The 15,893-nt window shown below is 45.2% G+C and carries 9 protein-coding genes and 1 pseudogene; all 10 read right to left on the bottom strand.

The window, feature by feature from the left end:
* Window positions 1-3: 3 nt before the first annotated feature.
* Window positions 4-336, bottom strand: coding sequence for an HVO_A0114 family putative DNA-binding protein (locus OCV37_RS00590; protein WP_038178906.1), 333 nt, complete (start codon window positions 334-336; stop codon window positions 4-6).
* 329 nt (window positions 337-665) lie between these two features.
* A pseudogene (locus tag OCV37_RS19745) lies at window positions 666-924 on the bottom strand (DUF927 domain-containing protein); the annotation flags it as partial.
* Window positions 925-1,068: 144 nt separating this feature from the next.
* Complete coding sequence (locus OCV37_RS00585) at window positions 1,069-2,046, bottom strand: TauD/TfdA family dioxygenase (protein ID WP_084717424.1); 978 nt, start codon at window positions 2,044-2,046, stop codon at window positions 1,069-1,071.
* A 15-nt stretch (window positions 2,047-2,061) separates the two neighbouring features.
* On the bottom strand, window positions 2,062-2,478 hold the full coding sequence (locus tag OCV37_RS00580) for an ACT domain-containing protein (protein ID WP_169739350.1): 417 nt from the start codon (window positions 2,476-2,478) through the stop codon (window positions 2,062-2,064).
* A 101-nt stretch (window positions 2,479-2,579) separates the two neighbouring features.
* Window positions 2,580-3,632: a ribosome small subunit-dependent GTPase A gene (gene rsgA, locus OCV37_RS00575; RefSeq protein WP_051680371.1), complete on the bottom strand. Its 1,053-nt coding sequence runs from the start codon at window positions 3,630-3,632 to the stop codon at window positions 2,580-2,582.
* 110 nt (window positions 3,633-3,742) lie between these two features.
* A complete protein-coding gene (locus OCV37_RS00570) occupies window positions 3,743-5,020 on the bottom strand; it encodes an MFS transporter (RefSeq protein ID WP_038178909.1) in 1,278 nt (425 codons plus the stop codon).
* Window positions 5,013-6,746: a non-ribosomal peptide synthetase gene (locus tag OCV37_RS00565; protein ID WP_038178912.1), complete on the bottom strand. Its 1,734-nt coding sequence runs from the start codon at window positions 6,744-6,746 to the stop codon at window positions 5,013-5,015. The genes OCV37_RS00570 and OCV37_RS00565 overlap by 8 nt, the downstream gene beginning before the upstream one ends.
* 27 nt (window positions 6,747-6,773) lie before the next feature.
* Complete coding sequence (locus OCV37_RS00560; protein WP_038178914.1) at window positions 6,774-9,830, bottom strand: amino acid adenylation domain-containing protein; 3,057 nt, start codon at window positions 9,828-9,830, stop codon at window positions 6,774-6,776.
* Window positions 9,827-14,158: a non-ribosomal peptide synthetase gene (locus OCV37_RS00555; RefSeq protein ID WP_038178916.1), complete on the bottom strand. Its 4,332-nt coding sequence runs from the start codon at window positions 14,156-14,158 to the stop codon at window positions 9,827-9,829. Before OCV37_RS00555 ends, OCV37_RS00560 begins: the two co-directional genes overlap by 4 nt.
* Window positions 14,151-15,887 carry a non-ribosomal peptide synthetase gene (locus OCV37_RS00550; protein ID WP_038178918.1) on the bottom strand — a complete coding sequence of 579 codons (1,737 nt, stop codon included), beginning with the start codon at window positions 15,885-15,887 and terminating at the stop codon, window positions 14,151-14,153. Before OCV37_RS00550 ends, OCV37_RS00555 begins: the two co-directional genes overlap by 8 nt.
* Between the last annotated feature and the right edge of the window lie 6 nt (window positions 15,888-15,893).

Genomic DNA, 15,893 nt, shown 5'->3' with positions numbered 1-15,893 from the left:
CTTTTACTCCAATGGCTGAATTAACAGTAACATGGATTGATATTGCAGCTTTACCGCTAATCCATTTGGTGATTTTTCCATTTCAACTAAGTTGTATTTGCCCAACGTTTTCAGTGTTCTCGACACATTACTGACCGCTCGCCCTGTAAGAGAGGCCAACTCAGTGACTGACTGAGGCTCTTTTTCAGCAATCACTTTTAACAACTGCTGGTTTTCTTTTGACAGTACATTGGCGACTGATTTTAGCGAATCGAACCAAATATCGACTGGGTAATCGGGATCGGGCGTTTGCCCTTTAATACCTATCACGCAGCGTGGTTGTTTTGCGTTTTTCATTGCTTTACTCGCATTTCTTTACTCGAATTGTTTGCCCGCACTCTCTACTTTCCCCTCTCGACGCTCAAAAGGACCAGCACCAGAGAATGCGTACAACAGTGTTTGAACAATCAAAAGACTGTATGCTTATACATAAGCTCCACATCTTATTAACTACTGATAATAGCGCAAGGTTATTTTCCGTTTAGGACGATTATAAGCCCCGTGCACAGTAAGTGCACCAGTACGCTAGCGGTATTGTCCGTATAGGAATTAAAGCCTCGTCCAGCCCTTATGTTGACTGCCGGTTCACTGCAAAGCGACAAGCACAAACAGGATTCATCGTCTTTTTAGTCATCCAATATGCTGCCTTTCACACCCTGTCTATTTCAAAGAAAGTACGTGGGCGGGTGCTGTCGGGCAAGCTGACTTTGCGCTATGGTCGATTACCATCGGGGGACTAGGTAGCCTGCGGCCATCAGCGCTTTGGCGGCGCGATCAGGGCTTAGGCCTTCGGTGGCTTCAAGCCGGTGGGTAAAACAGGTAGAGGGTTTGTGGGCCAGTAGAATCAAGCCAACCCGCCCGTTGACGTACTTGGCTGCTGTAACCCGTTTTCACAGACGATTAACCTCAACCGATAAAAGCACTCATCTGAGCGCCTCGAAAAAAGATGAACACGACAATTTACGGCAGAATCGACATGACTGTCTCAAGAAGTGAGCAGTGATAAATCGATTAAATCAAAAGAAAAGGTTACTCCCGCTTCACTTTATGAAATGCAGCTAACCGAATACTTCTGTCACCGAAAAAAGGTTCCCGTCCATGACTGGTCAGAATGTTATCTAATAAAAGTACATCTCCCTGCTGCCAGTCAAACATGCGCTTTTCCTCCAGTAAAATATCCCGGATATGATGTGCCACCGAATCCGGAATATCACTACCATCCCCGAAAAACGTCTGAAAGGGCAATTTTTCTTGACCAACTGCATCGATCATCGCATCAGCAATCTCGGGATGTAAATTGGCCACATGCCAGAAAGCAATATGATTAAACCAACACTTTTCACCAGTTTCTGGATGACGAATCACCGCGGTCCGTGTTTGTGTTGTCCTTAATTCATCGCCATCCCAATGGGTTGTCACATCATGTTGCTGGCAATGTTTCTCTACGGCTTGGCGGGAATCCGTTAAAAAGGTGTCCTGCCAATCCAATCCCAGCCCTGTGCCGTAATAGCGGACCAATCGCCAACCCAATACTTCAAACTGCTGACGATATGCGTGAATCAATCTTTGATAAATCCGGCGATTATCCGCTAACGGGGTTTGCCCACCAGCCTCTGGAGGAGTCAGACAGAAAAAACAAAGATATTGACAAATATCCAGCGACGATGAGTAGTCACTGTGCAGTGAAATTGTCTCGCTCGCCGGAAAAGCTGTTGTCGTATACAGGTTCGTCGCAACTTTCTCTCTTTCTGTAGCTTCTTCAAACTGGCTGAGATCAATCGATTCAAAAGGCAACGCCCTCACCAGATTCAGAAATGAAGTATCATCCGGCATGTCAAAACCCCTGAACAAGATGCCTCCCAACTCATTCAGTTGCCTCTTTACCAATGCTTCATTCTGGCGTATCCAGGTGGCAAGGTTTGTCTCATGGTTGGACGCCTCAACACATGCTATAAAATTAGTATCCGGGAATACCGTGGTCATCCTGACACTTCCTAGCTCGTTCATACGCTCGTCCCTCACTTACACTGGTTCGCAATCGGCAAAACGATATCCAACCGCCTTTAAGTGAGAGATCACTTGATGTCGCTGCATATTCGGTACCAGAACATAATCTCGGTCATGCGTACAGACAGCAAACTGACTGATACCTATCGAGGCGATGTGACCAGTTAATGTCGCAATCACACCGACAATATCAAAAGGCAGATCACCATTAACTCTCAGGCAAAACCAGTCTTTACTGACAGATGTCGCTTTTCGGTCCAGCCATCTCTGGTATTCAGGCGATAACCGTTGGACATCACACATTAACGAGATTTCATCATCCGTTACGGATAAATTAAAAAATCCGCAATCCTCCGGGAATGACAGGCCCGAAAGGTCAGGCAGGCGGTAGACAGCAATGTCATTGCTATAAATTTTTAAAGTAAATTCCATGATTCTGTTCAATTGGTAAAGCGGTTTCATCAAAAGAAGCCTCATCGCACCCACTCTCATTGGCCACTCGATAAACCTAAAGCAGACAGTTGTGAGAACGGTTAAAATTCTTTGTAGCGCCCCAGAACTTTCTCTTTTTCTTTTCGATTCTTGGTCACCTGACGCCACTGTCTGTGTCGCTCGCGCTGAAATGCTTCAGGATTATCCGCATAGCGTGATTCCGTCATCAACTTGAGATACGACTTATAACGTCTGGGGGACAGACTACCGTCAGCCAATGCAGCCTGAATAGCACAGCCCTCTTCCTTCTCATGGGTGCAATTGCGGTAACGGCAGTTATCTGCCAGCGCCTCAACATCGGAGAAGGTTTCCTCAACATTTTTCGTCGATGCCCCGATTCCAACTTGGCGTAATCCCGGAGAATCGATAATCAGCCCGCCAGTCGGGAGCATGAACAGAAATCGATTCGACGTTGTATGACTTCCCCGAGCGCCTTCATCACTAATGTCTAGAGTCTCCAGTACCTCCTCACCAAGCAAGAAGTTGATCAGCGAGCTTTTTCCGACGCCTGATGAACCAATCAGCACACAGGTATCTGTTTTTTGAATTAAGGACAACAACTCATCGAGTCCTTCACCCGTTTGGGTGCTGACCGGTAGTGCCAACAGACTTGGATCAAGCTGGGCAATTTGATTGACATACTCAGACGGATCATCCACCAGATCGCGCTTTGTGAGCACAACTGTCGGCTGAACTCCCGAAGCTTTGGCTAGGACCAGATATCGCTCCAGACGGTTCAAATTGAACTCAGCATTCATGGAGGTCGTAATGAAAATGTGAGAAATATTGGCTGCGATTGCCTGCTGCGCTCCGCTGGAGCGGGTCCGAGCAAGCTGAGTTTCACGCGGTAAAAGCGCTGTAATTACCTCGTCCCCCTGCAATTCCTGACAAATAACCCAGTCCCCAATCACTGGCCGCTCATCTGTTTCAAGCTGAAGACGGGAAACCTCTCGCTCTATCAGCTCTCCTTTTTCAACACCGATCACACCGTACTTTTTTCCATAGTCTTTAGAGACTCGGAATAGCGCTTCAATGCTGTATTCCCCAATATGCTGAAATATCGAATGTTTCAGTCCTAAGTCACGATGGTCCATTGACCCCCCTTTTCAATCCGGTATCAGAAATGAGATAAGTAACAAGCCATATCCCACCGAAAAACAGAATGTAGTTTTGAATTTTCGGCTCCATTTGCCGAGTCATATATTCAGACAATTGCTTGCTCATTTTCGACGGATTCATCCTTTCTAACCTTGAAAAATTGCCGGTAATTACGACTCAACATGAATGAAACAGCAATCAGTGTCAGTGCTATCCCCGAGCCAGTAATATATGCCGCCAAGTGCTCCTGCGCTAAGTCAACCAGTACACCGCCCAGCGCCATACCGATAGGTGTAAAGATTCCCATCACCATACCCAGCAGCCCAAAGACCCGACCATGGTATTTTGACTCGACATTACTCTGAATAATCACTTCTGCACGAATGGAGAAAATAACAGCCGTCGCGGTTTCCATCAGGATGCAGATAAAGACCAGCCAAGGACTTCCGGAAAGCCCCATGAATAATCGGGATAAACCAGTTCCGACCAGAAATGCAGGGATCAATACCGGAGCAACACGTTCCGGGATTTTGATTAGGCTACTGAGAGAACTTCCCAAAACAGCGCCAACGGAAAGCGCAGCGAACATGATCCCGAACCAGTAAGTGCTCAAACCCAGGGAGTTTTCAACAAAAAACGGTAAGAAGGTCATTAATGGCGCAAGAAATAAATCCATCAGACCCAGTGCGATAATCACAGCTAACAGACCTGGGACTTTAGCGGCAATCGAAAAACCTTCTTTTATATGATCCCCAAGCCTCTGCTCATCTTGCGATTCGTCTGCAGCGTGTTCCGGTGATGCAACTTTAATCCTTGATTCAGAAGCAGCTGAAGACAAATAGGTGATCCCGTTGATAAAAAACAGCATTGCCGGTCCCAGCAAAGTATAAAGAAATCCGGCACAAGACTGACCCAGAACTTCACTAATATTCTTTAACGTTCTAAACAACGAATTGGCTTTCAACAACTGACTTTTATCCACCAACATTGGCATCATAGCCCGACTCGCTGGGTTAAAAAAACACATCACAATATTCAGTGTAACTCCTGCAAGGATGACTGAAGGGACAACCAAAAAATCTATTTCGAGAAAAAGCGCAAAAGCCAGACTCAACACAGCCAGCGCTGAAATGACATCACACCATACAATGATGTTTTTTCTATTATAGCGATCAGCAAAGGCACCACCGAGCGTCCCAAAGATTAGATAAGGAATGGCTGAAAGTGCCAGCGTAACACCGACCATCAGACCTGATTCCGTTTGATGTTTTACAACCAAAGATTCGGCAATAAAGTAACATTGTGCACCAAATACACTGATAAACATTCCTTGTATCAGCAACAGAAAGTTTTTATTCTTGCTGATTGCATTTTCGTTATTCATTTATTTCCTTAGATTTATCTTTTATTAAGTTCTCAATGTAGGATATTTGTTCCTGAAGCGTTAACTTTTCCAGCAGTTGTGAAAGGTCAATACTGATATCAAAAGCTTTGGTTATATCCATGATTAAATCGATAAATAGGAGAGAATTCCCACCAATATCAAAAAAGTTGTCAGTCAGCCTGCAAGATGGAATATTTAATACTGCTTTCCAGTGCTGTATTACGACATTTTCGACCCGTAAATCAGCCATATTCATTTGCTTGTTCTGCCGTGAGAATATATCCGTTATCTGATGGTAATCTTTCTTGCCATTTGGGCTGATCGGCAAAATGTCCGACAATTGAATGACCGAAGGTATCATATAGTCCGGAATAAGCTCGGACAGTGCGTGGCGAATAGATGCCACAGTTCGGTCTGCCACACAAAGTGCTTTTAACCGCTCTTCATGAAAAATAACGGCTGATTGCGAAATGCCTTGTACTTGATTCATGGCTGTCTCAACTTCAATAAGATTGACACGGTTTCCAGCAACCTTGACTGTGCGCTCTTTCCGGCCGGCAAATACCAGCTCGCCAGCTGCATTCACATACCCCAGATCTCCCGTGCAGTAATATGGTTCATCTGTGTCCGGATGGTGCAGAAACTTTAGACGTGTTTCCGACTCTCTCCCTAAATAACCATTTCCTACACTGATACCAACAATACAAATTTCTCCGATATATCGCCCGGCTTCATCCGGCTCTGCATCACGGATAAACACCTCAGTATTGGTAATGGCTCGGCCAATAGGTGGTGTTTCCGAACCTGCGTGATGCGTGACATCCGATGCCACAACCCCAATCGTACACTCACATGGACCATACTCATTCACTACCCTGACATCTGGAAATTGACGCTGGTGCTCCGCCAATATCTCTGCCGTGACCTCTTCCCCGGCAAGTGTGATCGTATCCAGGGAATGCACCACATCATCGGAAAAGCACAACAGGCGCTTATATAGGCTTGGGACAATGGCAAACGACGTGATGGGATACCGACCGATCAGCTCCATGATATAGTCGCAGTTCGCACGCTTGTCTGCCGAAACCAAATACAAAGCACCGCCACAACACAACATCGATAAAATATCTGAGATTGCGCTATCAAACGACAAGGGAGCAAACTGTAATTTCATACTCCCGGCATGAAACTGGTAATACGCCAGCTTCCAGGTAATATAATTTTCAATCGATTCATGACGGATCAAAACTGAATTCGGATGCCCTGTCGAACCCGACGTCGAGACAACATAAGCCGCATCTCTGGGGTGAATGAGCGCATCTCGATTCGAATGCTCACTCGGAAGATCGACTGAAAGAGTGATCACCGGATAGTCTCTGGTATAACAGCATGTACTATCGGTATGGACGATGATCTTCGGTTGGACATCGGCCATAATCCGATGATTTCGCTCAGACGGGGCATCGAAATTAAGGGGGTGATATACCGCTCCAGCCTTCATAACACCAAGCATGACCGCTACTGCATCTGCAGATTTAGGCAGACAAACACTAACAATGTCTCCCTGACAAACCCCATGTCGGAATAAAAGTTCCCGAACAGCATTTGCCCGATACTCTAATTCACGATATGACACCACCCCGCTATCCGTATAAATTGCAGGATGTTCACTGAGAAAACTTGGCGAGCAACAATATAGCTCTAGCACACTTTTAAAAACTGACATTCGCAAATCCTAAAAAGTTTGGTGAAATCACTCATGTGCAGACTCATTCCGGACAGAGAACATGAAGTTTTCAGACAATGCTGAAAAACTGGTTTCAGGTTCCTCCAGAAAGCATGTAGTGATCTGTTCGAACCGAGCTAATATTTCTGAAACTTTGTCTTCTGAGTACAAATTTCTGGCAAATACTAAATTCAAATAAATGTCGTTGTTTACAGATTCAAAAATAAAACTCAAATCAAACAGGTTTGTTTCAACCTGAAGAGGCAACTTTTTCCATTGGATTGAAGCCTCTCCATGAAACGGTTCAAATTCGGGGTCGACAACCGTGACCCAGTACTGGATTGCAGCGGACGGAAATTCAGAAACCAACTCAATATATGGAATACAATCATGCCTTGCTGATTCAATCAGGTTTCGCTCACATGCACTGACCACATGACTCAGAGAACTCTGTTCAGTGATCACGTTATTTAGCAAGAATGTTTCAGCGTATAAGCCAATTTGATGAAGGTGTGCCTTCTGTTCACGGTTTGCCCGGACCGTCCCTAATCGCACCTGCTCACTGATGCTGTAACTCCGGATCACGAGTTGCACCAGAGATGTCAGCACCACAAAAAGGGTTTGTTTGTTGTCAAATGCAAACTGTTGTATTGAGGCAACTAATCTATCATCCAGCTTTCGGGAGTGCTGACCGCCATGCCCGCTTGGGAACGATGTCTGCCCAGTACATGCAGGCACGGTTGCCACCGCGCCATGGCTTAGAATCTGACGCCAATAGAGCCAAGCGTCCTCTTTTTCTGCATCCGTAACCATTTTAGGCTGATAGATACTCGCAACAGGCAATGCGCCCTCAACCGCTACAGACTCGTCTCCATGACAATAACCCAAGTAAACTGACTCCAGCTCCTTCAGGAAAACATCATGTGACCAGCCGTCGTAGATGGTGTGATGCACTTTCATCACCAGAAAAATCTCGTCACCGGTATCAAAAACATCAACCGCAGAGAAAATGTCATTTTCAATATCAAGCGGTTTTCTCAAGGCTTCTTCGACCCGCTGATGTACAATTTCAGCACACTCACCGGACAGATCGTGCTGCCGGATCATGTTTGCTTCTCCAACCCTGAGGAGGACATTTTCACCCTCAAGCCTTAAGGATGTTCTCAATGATTCATGTTTGTTTAACAGCGTTGTCAGGGTTTTCAGCAAAAGTGCACAATCGATATTGCCTTGAAGCTGATAGGCGTAGCTGAGATCATAAATATCAGTCCGTTCGCTGCTCAAGCAGGCAAACCAAATGCTTGCCTGTGTATGGGTCGATTTTGTCTTTCCGATTTGTATATTCACTGCCGTTGCAGCTTCAGTCACGGGAACAAAGGAAACCATTTTCTCCGCCATTTTGGCTAAGGTTCGCAGCTCTAAAATATCTGAAAACTTCAGCGCATAACCGGAAAGTTCCGCGACCAGCCGAATGGCCAGAACACTGGTGCCCCCCAACAGAAAGAAATCATCCTCCTGACTGACAGTTTCAACCTTCAACAGCTTCTTCCAATATGCCGCCAATATGGCTTCATGTTCTGTCAGCACTTTCGAACTAGGTGTAGAATGATTCCGCAGTGTTTCAGTCGCCTGCGCTTTGAGCTGGTTCCTGTCTATCTTGCCGTTTTGATTTTTAGGCAAACGGTCCATAAGCTCGACCTGAGCGGGGATCATATATCCGGGTAATTCTTCTTTTAATGCGTCTAACAGACTAGCTTCTGTCACACCTGAATCCGCTACTAATACAATATAGGCATACAGTAATTTAGACTGTGCTAACGCCACGACGACCACACAACACGATTCAACCCCCGGCTGCCGAAGAATAGTTTTTTCGATCTCTCCGATTTCGACCCGATATCCCTGTATTTTGATCTGCCGATCCTTGCGCCCATAGAAATCAAACTCACCGTCTGGGCGCCTTTTGATAAGATCCCCCGTCAGATAAATCACGCCAGCCTGATGATCCTGAACAAATTTCTCTTTCGTCAGTTTTTCCCGGTTCAAATAGCCGTGTCCGACGCCAATCCCCGAGATCCCCAATTCAAAGACATCCCACTCGTTCTCGGCGACGTCGTAAAGATGAAAACGCATATTGGCAATCGGGTGTCCGACCGTGGGCACCGATGAACCATTGTTATCACATCGCACAATGGACTGGAAAATGGCACATTCGGTGGGACCATACACGTAGAACAACGCCTTATCATCGGCCCACTGCTCTACAATCTTTTCACCAAACATCTCTCCGCCAGTTACCACCGTTTTAATAGTTGGAAATTGCTCCGGCTGCAAATGGGTTAAGAAAGTCGACATAAAAAAGGTCGTATCCACCGCCTTGTCATGAATCAGTGTTTGAAGGGCATCCAAATCATAACGCTGCTCATTGGTCGCGATCACAAGGATGCTGCCACTCAACAGTGATGTGAAAATTTCCCACACTGAAACATCAAATCCAATCGAGGAGAACTGCAGGATTTTACTGTCACTCTCTATCGCCATATCAGCAATCGACTGCTCAATCACATTCAACAATGCCTGATGAGAAATAATGGCGCCTTTGGGACGGCCGGTACTGCCTGAGGTATAAATAGCATAACAACTCGAACGGTCTGTTGTGGCTTTTTGGGGCGGCAGAGATATGTCCTCTCCCTCGATTGCTTGGTCAAGACAGTCAAAAGGAATCCGGCTATCAATATTGGCGGCCAGACGTTTTTCTGTCAGTACAAACGCATCCGCCACATCCTCCAGAATCTGATTCAGCCGAAGCAACGGTGTATTGGCATCAACCGGGATAAATGCCCGACCCGATTGAATCACAGCCAGAATTGCGGCGATGAGTTCAATGCCTTTATCCAGATACAGATAAACATAATGACTACCGGGGGAACTGCGATGGAGCCGATGTCGATACAGGTCTGCCAAGGCATACAATTCCGAGTAAGTCACCGCCTGATTCTGGTAGATGACCGCTGTTTTCTGACAAGACTTCACCGCAACACTTTCCAGAGACTGAAGTAAGCGACTTTGACTAAATGAGTTCATAATAACGACACCGCGACCTGATTAGAGCTGACAATTTCATAAAGCTTTCGGGAAAACACTGCAATGAAATGTGCAATGCTTTCCTCGCGATACAGTGAAGTATCAAACAAGACATCCAGCACGATATCGTCCTGTTCTAAATTGATATAGAACCAAAAGTCATTTTGAGAAAACACACGTTCAGGAGTAAATGATTGTTTGATAAAGTATTTTGAGCTCGGTATTTCTGGTCTATCCAACGACTCTAGCGTCAGGCCGACATCAAACAGCGGAAAACGCCCTTTAGGCCACTTGATACCTTTGCCCGAGATAATCCGTTCGAACGGATACGCGCCATAGGCCATGCTGTCGGCAATGGTCTCAGATACAGCGTGAATGACCTGATCGGTTGTTGTATGCACCTCGATATCCATTGCGACTGGGATCGGATTTAAAAAGCAGCCGACTTCCTCGCTATTGAGCAAGCGGCGGATATTATATGGAAAGCCAAACGACACCCGTGAGGACTGGGTGATGTCACTTAACATCAAAGCCAGAGCCGATGACAGCACGCTAAATTCGGTGGTTCGGTAACGTAGGGAAGCAGAAGCAACTACACGTCTTAAGCCGGTCAGAACATGATGGCAAACACGGCCCTCCCCACTTTTTTGTTCTCTGGGAAAGTCTACAGGCAAGTTCAGCAGGTAAGATTCATCCCCTGCAGGATTCTGCTCCCAGTACTGCTCGGCCTCACGGAGATACGTTGCATCGATTGCATGATGTTCACCGTGAGCCTCTAAGTCACGGTGTTCCACTCCGCTGGCAACAAAAACATGCCTTTCGATATCCGCGATGATTCTGTCAATACTGAAAACATCCGCAATGGCATGATGAATTAACATAACGAAATATCGTTCTGTACCGGAGTGCAATAAATAAAACTGAAAGAGTTGGGTTGACAGAGATAAGTTGCGCTTGAATATTCGGTTGAGTGCGTCTTCCAGCGAACCTTCCTGAATCTCTAGTTCCTGATAAACCTGATCGATATCAACGGTGACAGGCTTACTTGTGATCCTTCCTTTTTCGAACAGAAATGCAGAAGACAGAATGCCATGCTGACGAATAACCGCTTGACAAGCCAAACTCAGATAAGCTACCGGACATTCGCTATCAAGCTTCCAGTAATCCAGAATATTAAAGATTGATTTGTCCTGCTGGAGTAAGTTCGTTACCAGATAACGACAAGCCGAAGCGGAAGCGCTCCAGACATCACAGGCTATTGAATGATTCTGACGATTCTTTGTTGCCGCTTCATAAAGTGATAACCATTCCTTGAAGGTTGAATGCGCCATCAATTCTCTCAATGGAATAGGATGAGCCAGTGATTCATTCAGATCGTTTGACAACTGGATGAAATCCAAACTCGATGCCCCCAAGTCATAAATACTGGTAGTCTCACAGATTTCCACGTTGCCCAGCGTCTTGTGCCAGATTTGCCGAAGCTGATCCGCTGCCGAGAATGCAGCTGTTTGAACCAGCGAGTCCAGATAATCCTGTGCAATACGCTTTAAGGCTTTCCTATCTACTTTTCCATTTACCGACAGCGGAATCTCAGCAATGTCAATGTAATGTGTCGGGACCATTCGGGCAGGGAGAAATGTCTGTAATCGCCCACGATTCAATAATTCGGTGTTCGTCCCCGGCTCATACAGGCACAGCAACGTTCCAATATTGTCGTCTCCTTCAACATGAACCAGATAAAAACGATTCACTGCAAGTGTTTCACCAACAACCCGCTCGACCTCTTCTAATTCAACGCCAGCACCGGCTATTTTTACGAAATTATCAACCCGTCCGACAAAGCGCAATTCCCCAGCCATATTACGGTACGCTAGGTCACCAGTCCGATACATTCTTTGTCCGTGGATCGGATGGGGGACAAATTTCTCTTCCATTGCCACCGGATTTTTCAAATATCCTTGCGCAAGTCCCGGACCACTAACACAAATTTCACCGATCTCATTGTCAAAACAAAGCCCCCACTTTGGATGAATAATATCAACCAAATGATGAGCAATACCTTTGCCAATCAGCACCTCATCATCTTCAGGACCAAACTGATAAACAGTACTCCAAACTGACGTTTCAGCCGGGCCATATTCGTTATAAACCTCGGTTTCCGGCAGACTCTTCTGATGATGGTGAATTAAAGATATGCTGAGATTATCTCCGCATAAAACAACCTGTCTGACTCCTTTCAGGCTGCCGGAGTGGCTTTCTAACAAAGCGAAATAAATCGCAGGGACCATCATGAAATGGGTAACCTGATGATTTTTGATCAACTGGGCTAATGCGGCAACATCATTTCTGTCATTGTCAGGAAACAACACCAGCGACGCGCCAGACAGTAAAGTAGAAAAATAGTCGTTGACTGCCGAGTCATAAAACACAGATGGATACTGAAGAATGACATCACGGCTATCCAGTCGATAGTAATGCTGACGGTAGAGCACTGTATCGGTTATGCCCTGATGAGAAACGACTACACCTTTCGGCATCCCCGTTGAGCCCGACGTAAAAATAGTATATGCGATGTCATCTGGAGAATATGCCAGCGCCAGATTCTCAGAACTTTCATCAGACTCAAATAACGCCCGATCCGTGACAATGACTTCAGAGCAAGAGCCATTCAGCATTCCTTCAAATACCTGACTAGTGATTACCAGATCCGGTTGAACAAGCTCAAGCTGTCTACGTAACCGCGCCTCTCCATCATATGGAGACAGCGGTACATACTGGGCTCGGATTTTGAGAATACTGATAATAATCGGCAGTAACAGGGCACTACGTTCTACCAGAATACATATCGTTGCATGTGGCCGAATCTCAAAAGCATTAATTAATGTTCTCGCAATCTTATTCGCTTTCTGATTCAGCCAGTCAAAGGTATAAATTTCCTGCTCAAACCGGATTGCCGGACACTGGTTATATTCTTGTACGACCTTTTCAAATTCACGGATAAGATGACTGGGTTGACTGTGAAATGACAGCTGCTCTTTCGTCTTTTGATAAACGTCGTTATTTATTTTATTGATTGCAACATTGGTATCTGGGTGTAACAATAATTTCTCAATCAGCTGTTGAAAAGCCAGACACATTCCATGGAATCTTGATTCATTCTGGTAATGGTCAGCTCGTCCCTCCACTTTAATATTCAATGAAGAAGCCGTTCGGTTAGCTGAAATCACCAACGGAAAATCAGTTTTCTCATTGAAAGAGCTTAGATATTCCAAAGCTCCGTATATCTCGGTACTTTCCGTAAATTCCAGCAGTGCAGAAGCCCGTGTTACATCGACTCTGGACTCCATAATCAGATCGAACAGTGAAACTTTCCCGTTGCTCAATCCTTCATAGAAATCATCCTGAACCTGAGCCAAAAGAGCATCAAAATGCTGCTCAGGTTTCACATAACAACATACGGGTAGATAACTTGAATATAATCCGACATCTGTGGACGCGTTCCAATAATTACGCTGGTCCAGACTTACATTCAGAATAAATTTCTCTTGATCAAAATGTCTGGCAATAAAAACCTCAGTAAGCGCCAGCATCAGAATAAAAGGCGTCACTTCAGCAGACTCAACCACATGATTGAACCGATGCACTGCCGGCTCCCCAAGTTGAAACGCAAAAGAAAAAGCGGCATCGTCAGCCCGATCGTTCTGTTTTTCTAGATTGACCAAGGCTAAGTCCGATTTATAGTTCGTCAGCAGCTCCCGCCAGTAACTGAGCTGTACCACTTTCTCCTCACTGTCATGCCAGGCAATAACTTCATTGGTGTAGTCCTGATAACGCGTGAGATCCGCCAATGCTGTGGACAGCCCAAGTTTACCTGCCAGCTCTTTTTCAAGCTGGGTTTCAATATATGCAATAGAACGTGCATCGCAAACAATGTGATGAATGGATAGAATAAACTGACAGCAGTCTTCTCCGGGCCAGATCGATACTTTGACCAGCTCACCCTGTTCTATATCTGCACGGGTAAACGAATGCGACGACAATATTTCACTAACTTGTCTCTGCTCAACCGAAGGTGTATACCGATTGGCAAAACACACTTCCACAACATCATTTGTGCATCTGAATCGTGCACCCAGCACAGGCAAATCAGAAATGACTTTCTGAATAGATTTACTGAGACGTTCCACGGTACAATCATGTACCCGATAAAGTTGACTGATTTTATATAAATCACACTTCTCAGCATTTTCAAGAAACATGTTGTACAGCACAGCCTGCTGAGGATGTGCCTTCTGCCATGGTGTGTAAGAACTATAAACGTCATGCATCTGATACAGCTCCAATCAACTCTTTTAACGATTGCTTCGATGTAAGGAGGTCTCTGATCTTGATCTCAATGCCGAATTGCTTCTTCATCTCGGCTCTCAACTTCAGTGCCACTAAACTGGCACCGCCTAACTCCCTGAAGGATTTTGAATGGTCAAAATGATCGATACCCAGAATGGTTTTAACCAATTGTTCTCGGGGATCATCATGAGATATAGGAACAGTTGATTTTTGCTCACTCAGAAAATGGGCATAAGTCGCGATCATTTCTTTAATTGCGACTTTTCCATTTTCATTGTAAGTAAAATGATCCAGACGAATGGCCCGATATCTGACAGAAGGAGGGATGACATTTGTAAACTCAGGCACTTGCCTTGCTTTTGCAGAGTCAGCAAGAATATAAAATACGAGTAAGTCAGTATTTAAGACCGCCTTTATATCATCGGAAAGCTTGGCAATACGGACACGACCTACAAGGTGATTGTCCTTTAAGATATGATTCTCGATTTCCGAAAGACTTAACCTGACACCGGATATTTTGACCTGATCGTCCCGTCGCCCTTCGAAAACAACGTCACCATTGGCATCAATATATCCGAAATCGCCAGACTGATAAGCCACTGTCCCTGAGTCACAAGTGATAAAGCTGCTATTATCATGATTCAGATACCGGCACATACCGATCCCGCGAATATAAATTTCACCGACCTCACCGTATGGCATGGGCTGCATGTTCTCATCAAGAATTTCAATGACTGTACCGCTGAAAGGTTTGCCAATCGGCAAGCAGTTCAGATTGTGATAATTTTCCTGATCGATAACATAGTGAGTCGCAAGCATGGTTGTTTCAGTCGGACCATAAATATTCGCAACCACATCAGCATCAAAGCAGGACAGTGTCTGCATCAGCACATCTTTCGTTAAAACATCTCCGCCCAGAAACAGATATTTTAGTTTTACCTTTTCTTCAAAATCAGAAAATTCACAAAGCGCCTGAATGAAGGAAGGCACCTGATTAATAAAGTTGACGTTATATTGCTTGATGGTATTCAGATAACCGGAGATTTCATTCAGATATACGTGTCGTGGAGTGATGATAGTACCACCACAATATAGTGTAGAAAGTGTCACGAAAAGAGAGATGTCGAATGAAACACTACAGCACCAGAGTGCCTTCAAGTGACAGTCGAACCCCAAATCTCTGGTTGTATTGGCAATACGCTGGCTGATGTTTTCAGCACTGACAAACACAGGTTTTTTCTTACCTGTACTGCCGGATGTAAAATAAAGAAATCCCCCCGATTCAATACCCGTTTCAGGTAAATCGTTCGTCTCTGCTCCTACAACGAGTTGATCAAGTGTTATACTCAGATCAGATGCAAATAATGTGTCTGAAAAAGAAAGTTCAGAGTCATTCATCAAAGCTTTCTGAGTATCCGCGTTGAAATTTGTTACCTCAATCGGATAAACAACGGCTCGTACCTTTAACAGCGCCAGCATACAGATCAAGCTATTATTTGTTCGTCCAGCGACGAGGGGCACAATATTCCCCGCTCGGATCCCTTTATCTTTAATCAGTTGAGACGCCAGCTGTTCAGACTGCTCTTCCAGTAAGGCATAAGATACAGACCCTAAATCACCATTCAAAGCTAGCTTATCTGGTGTTCTCTCCGCATTGTCTTTGAGCTTTTCAAGCACAGTACTGAACTGTGACAGTGAATTACATTCCATTGTGCC

This window comes from Vibrio rhizosphaerae (assembly GCF_024347095.1).
GTDB lineage: Bacteria > Pseudomonadota > Gammaproteobacteria > Enterobacterales > Vibrionaceae > Vibrio > Vibrio rhizosphaerae.
This window is presented reverse-complemented; position numbering and strand designations above follow the sequence as displayed.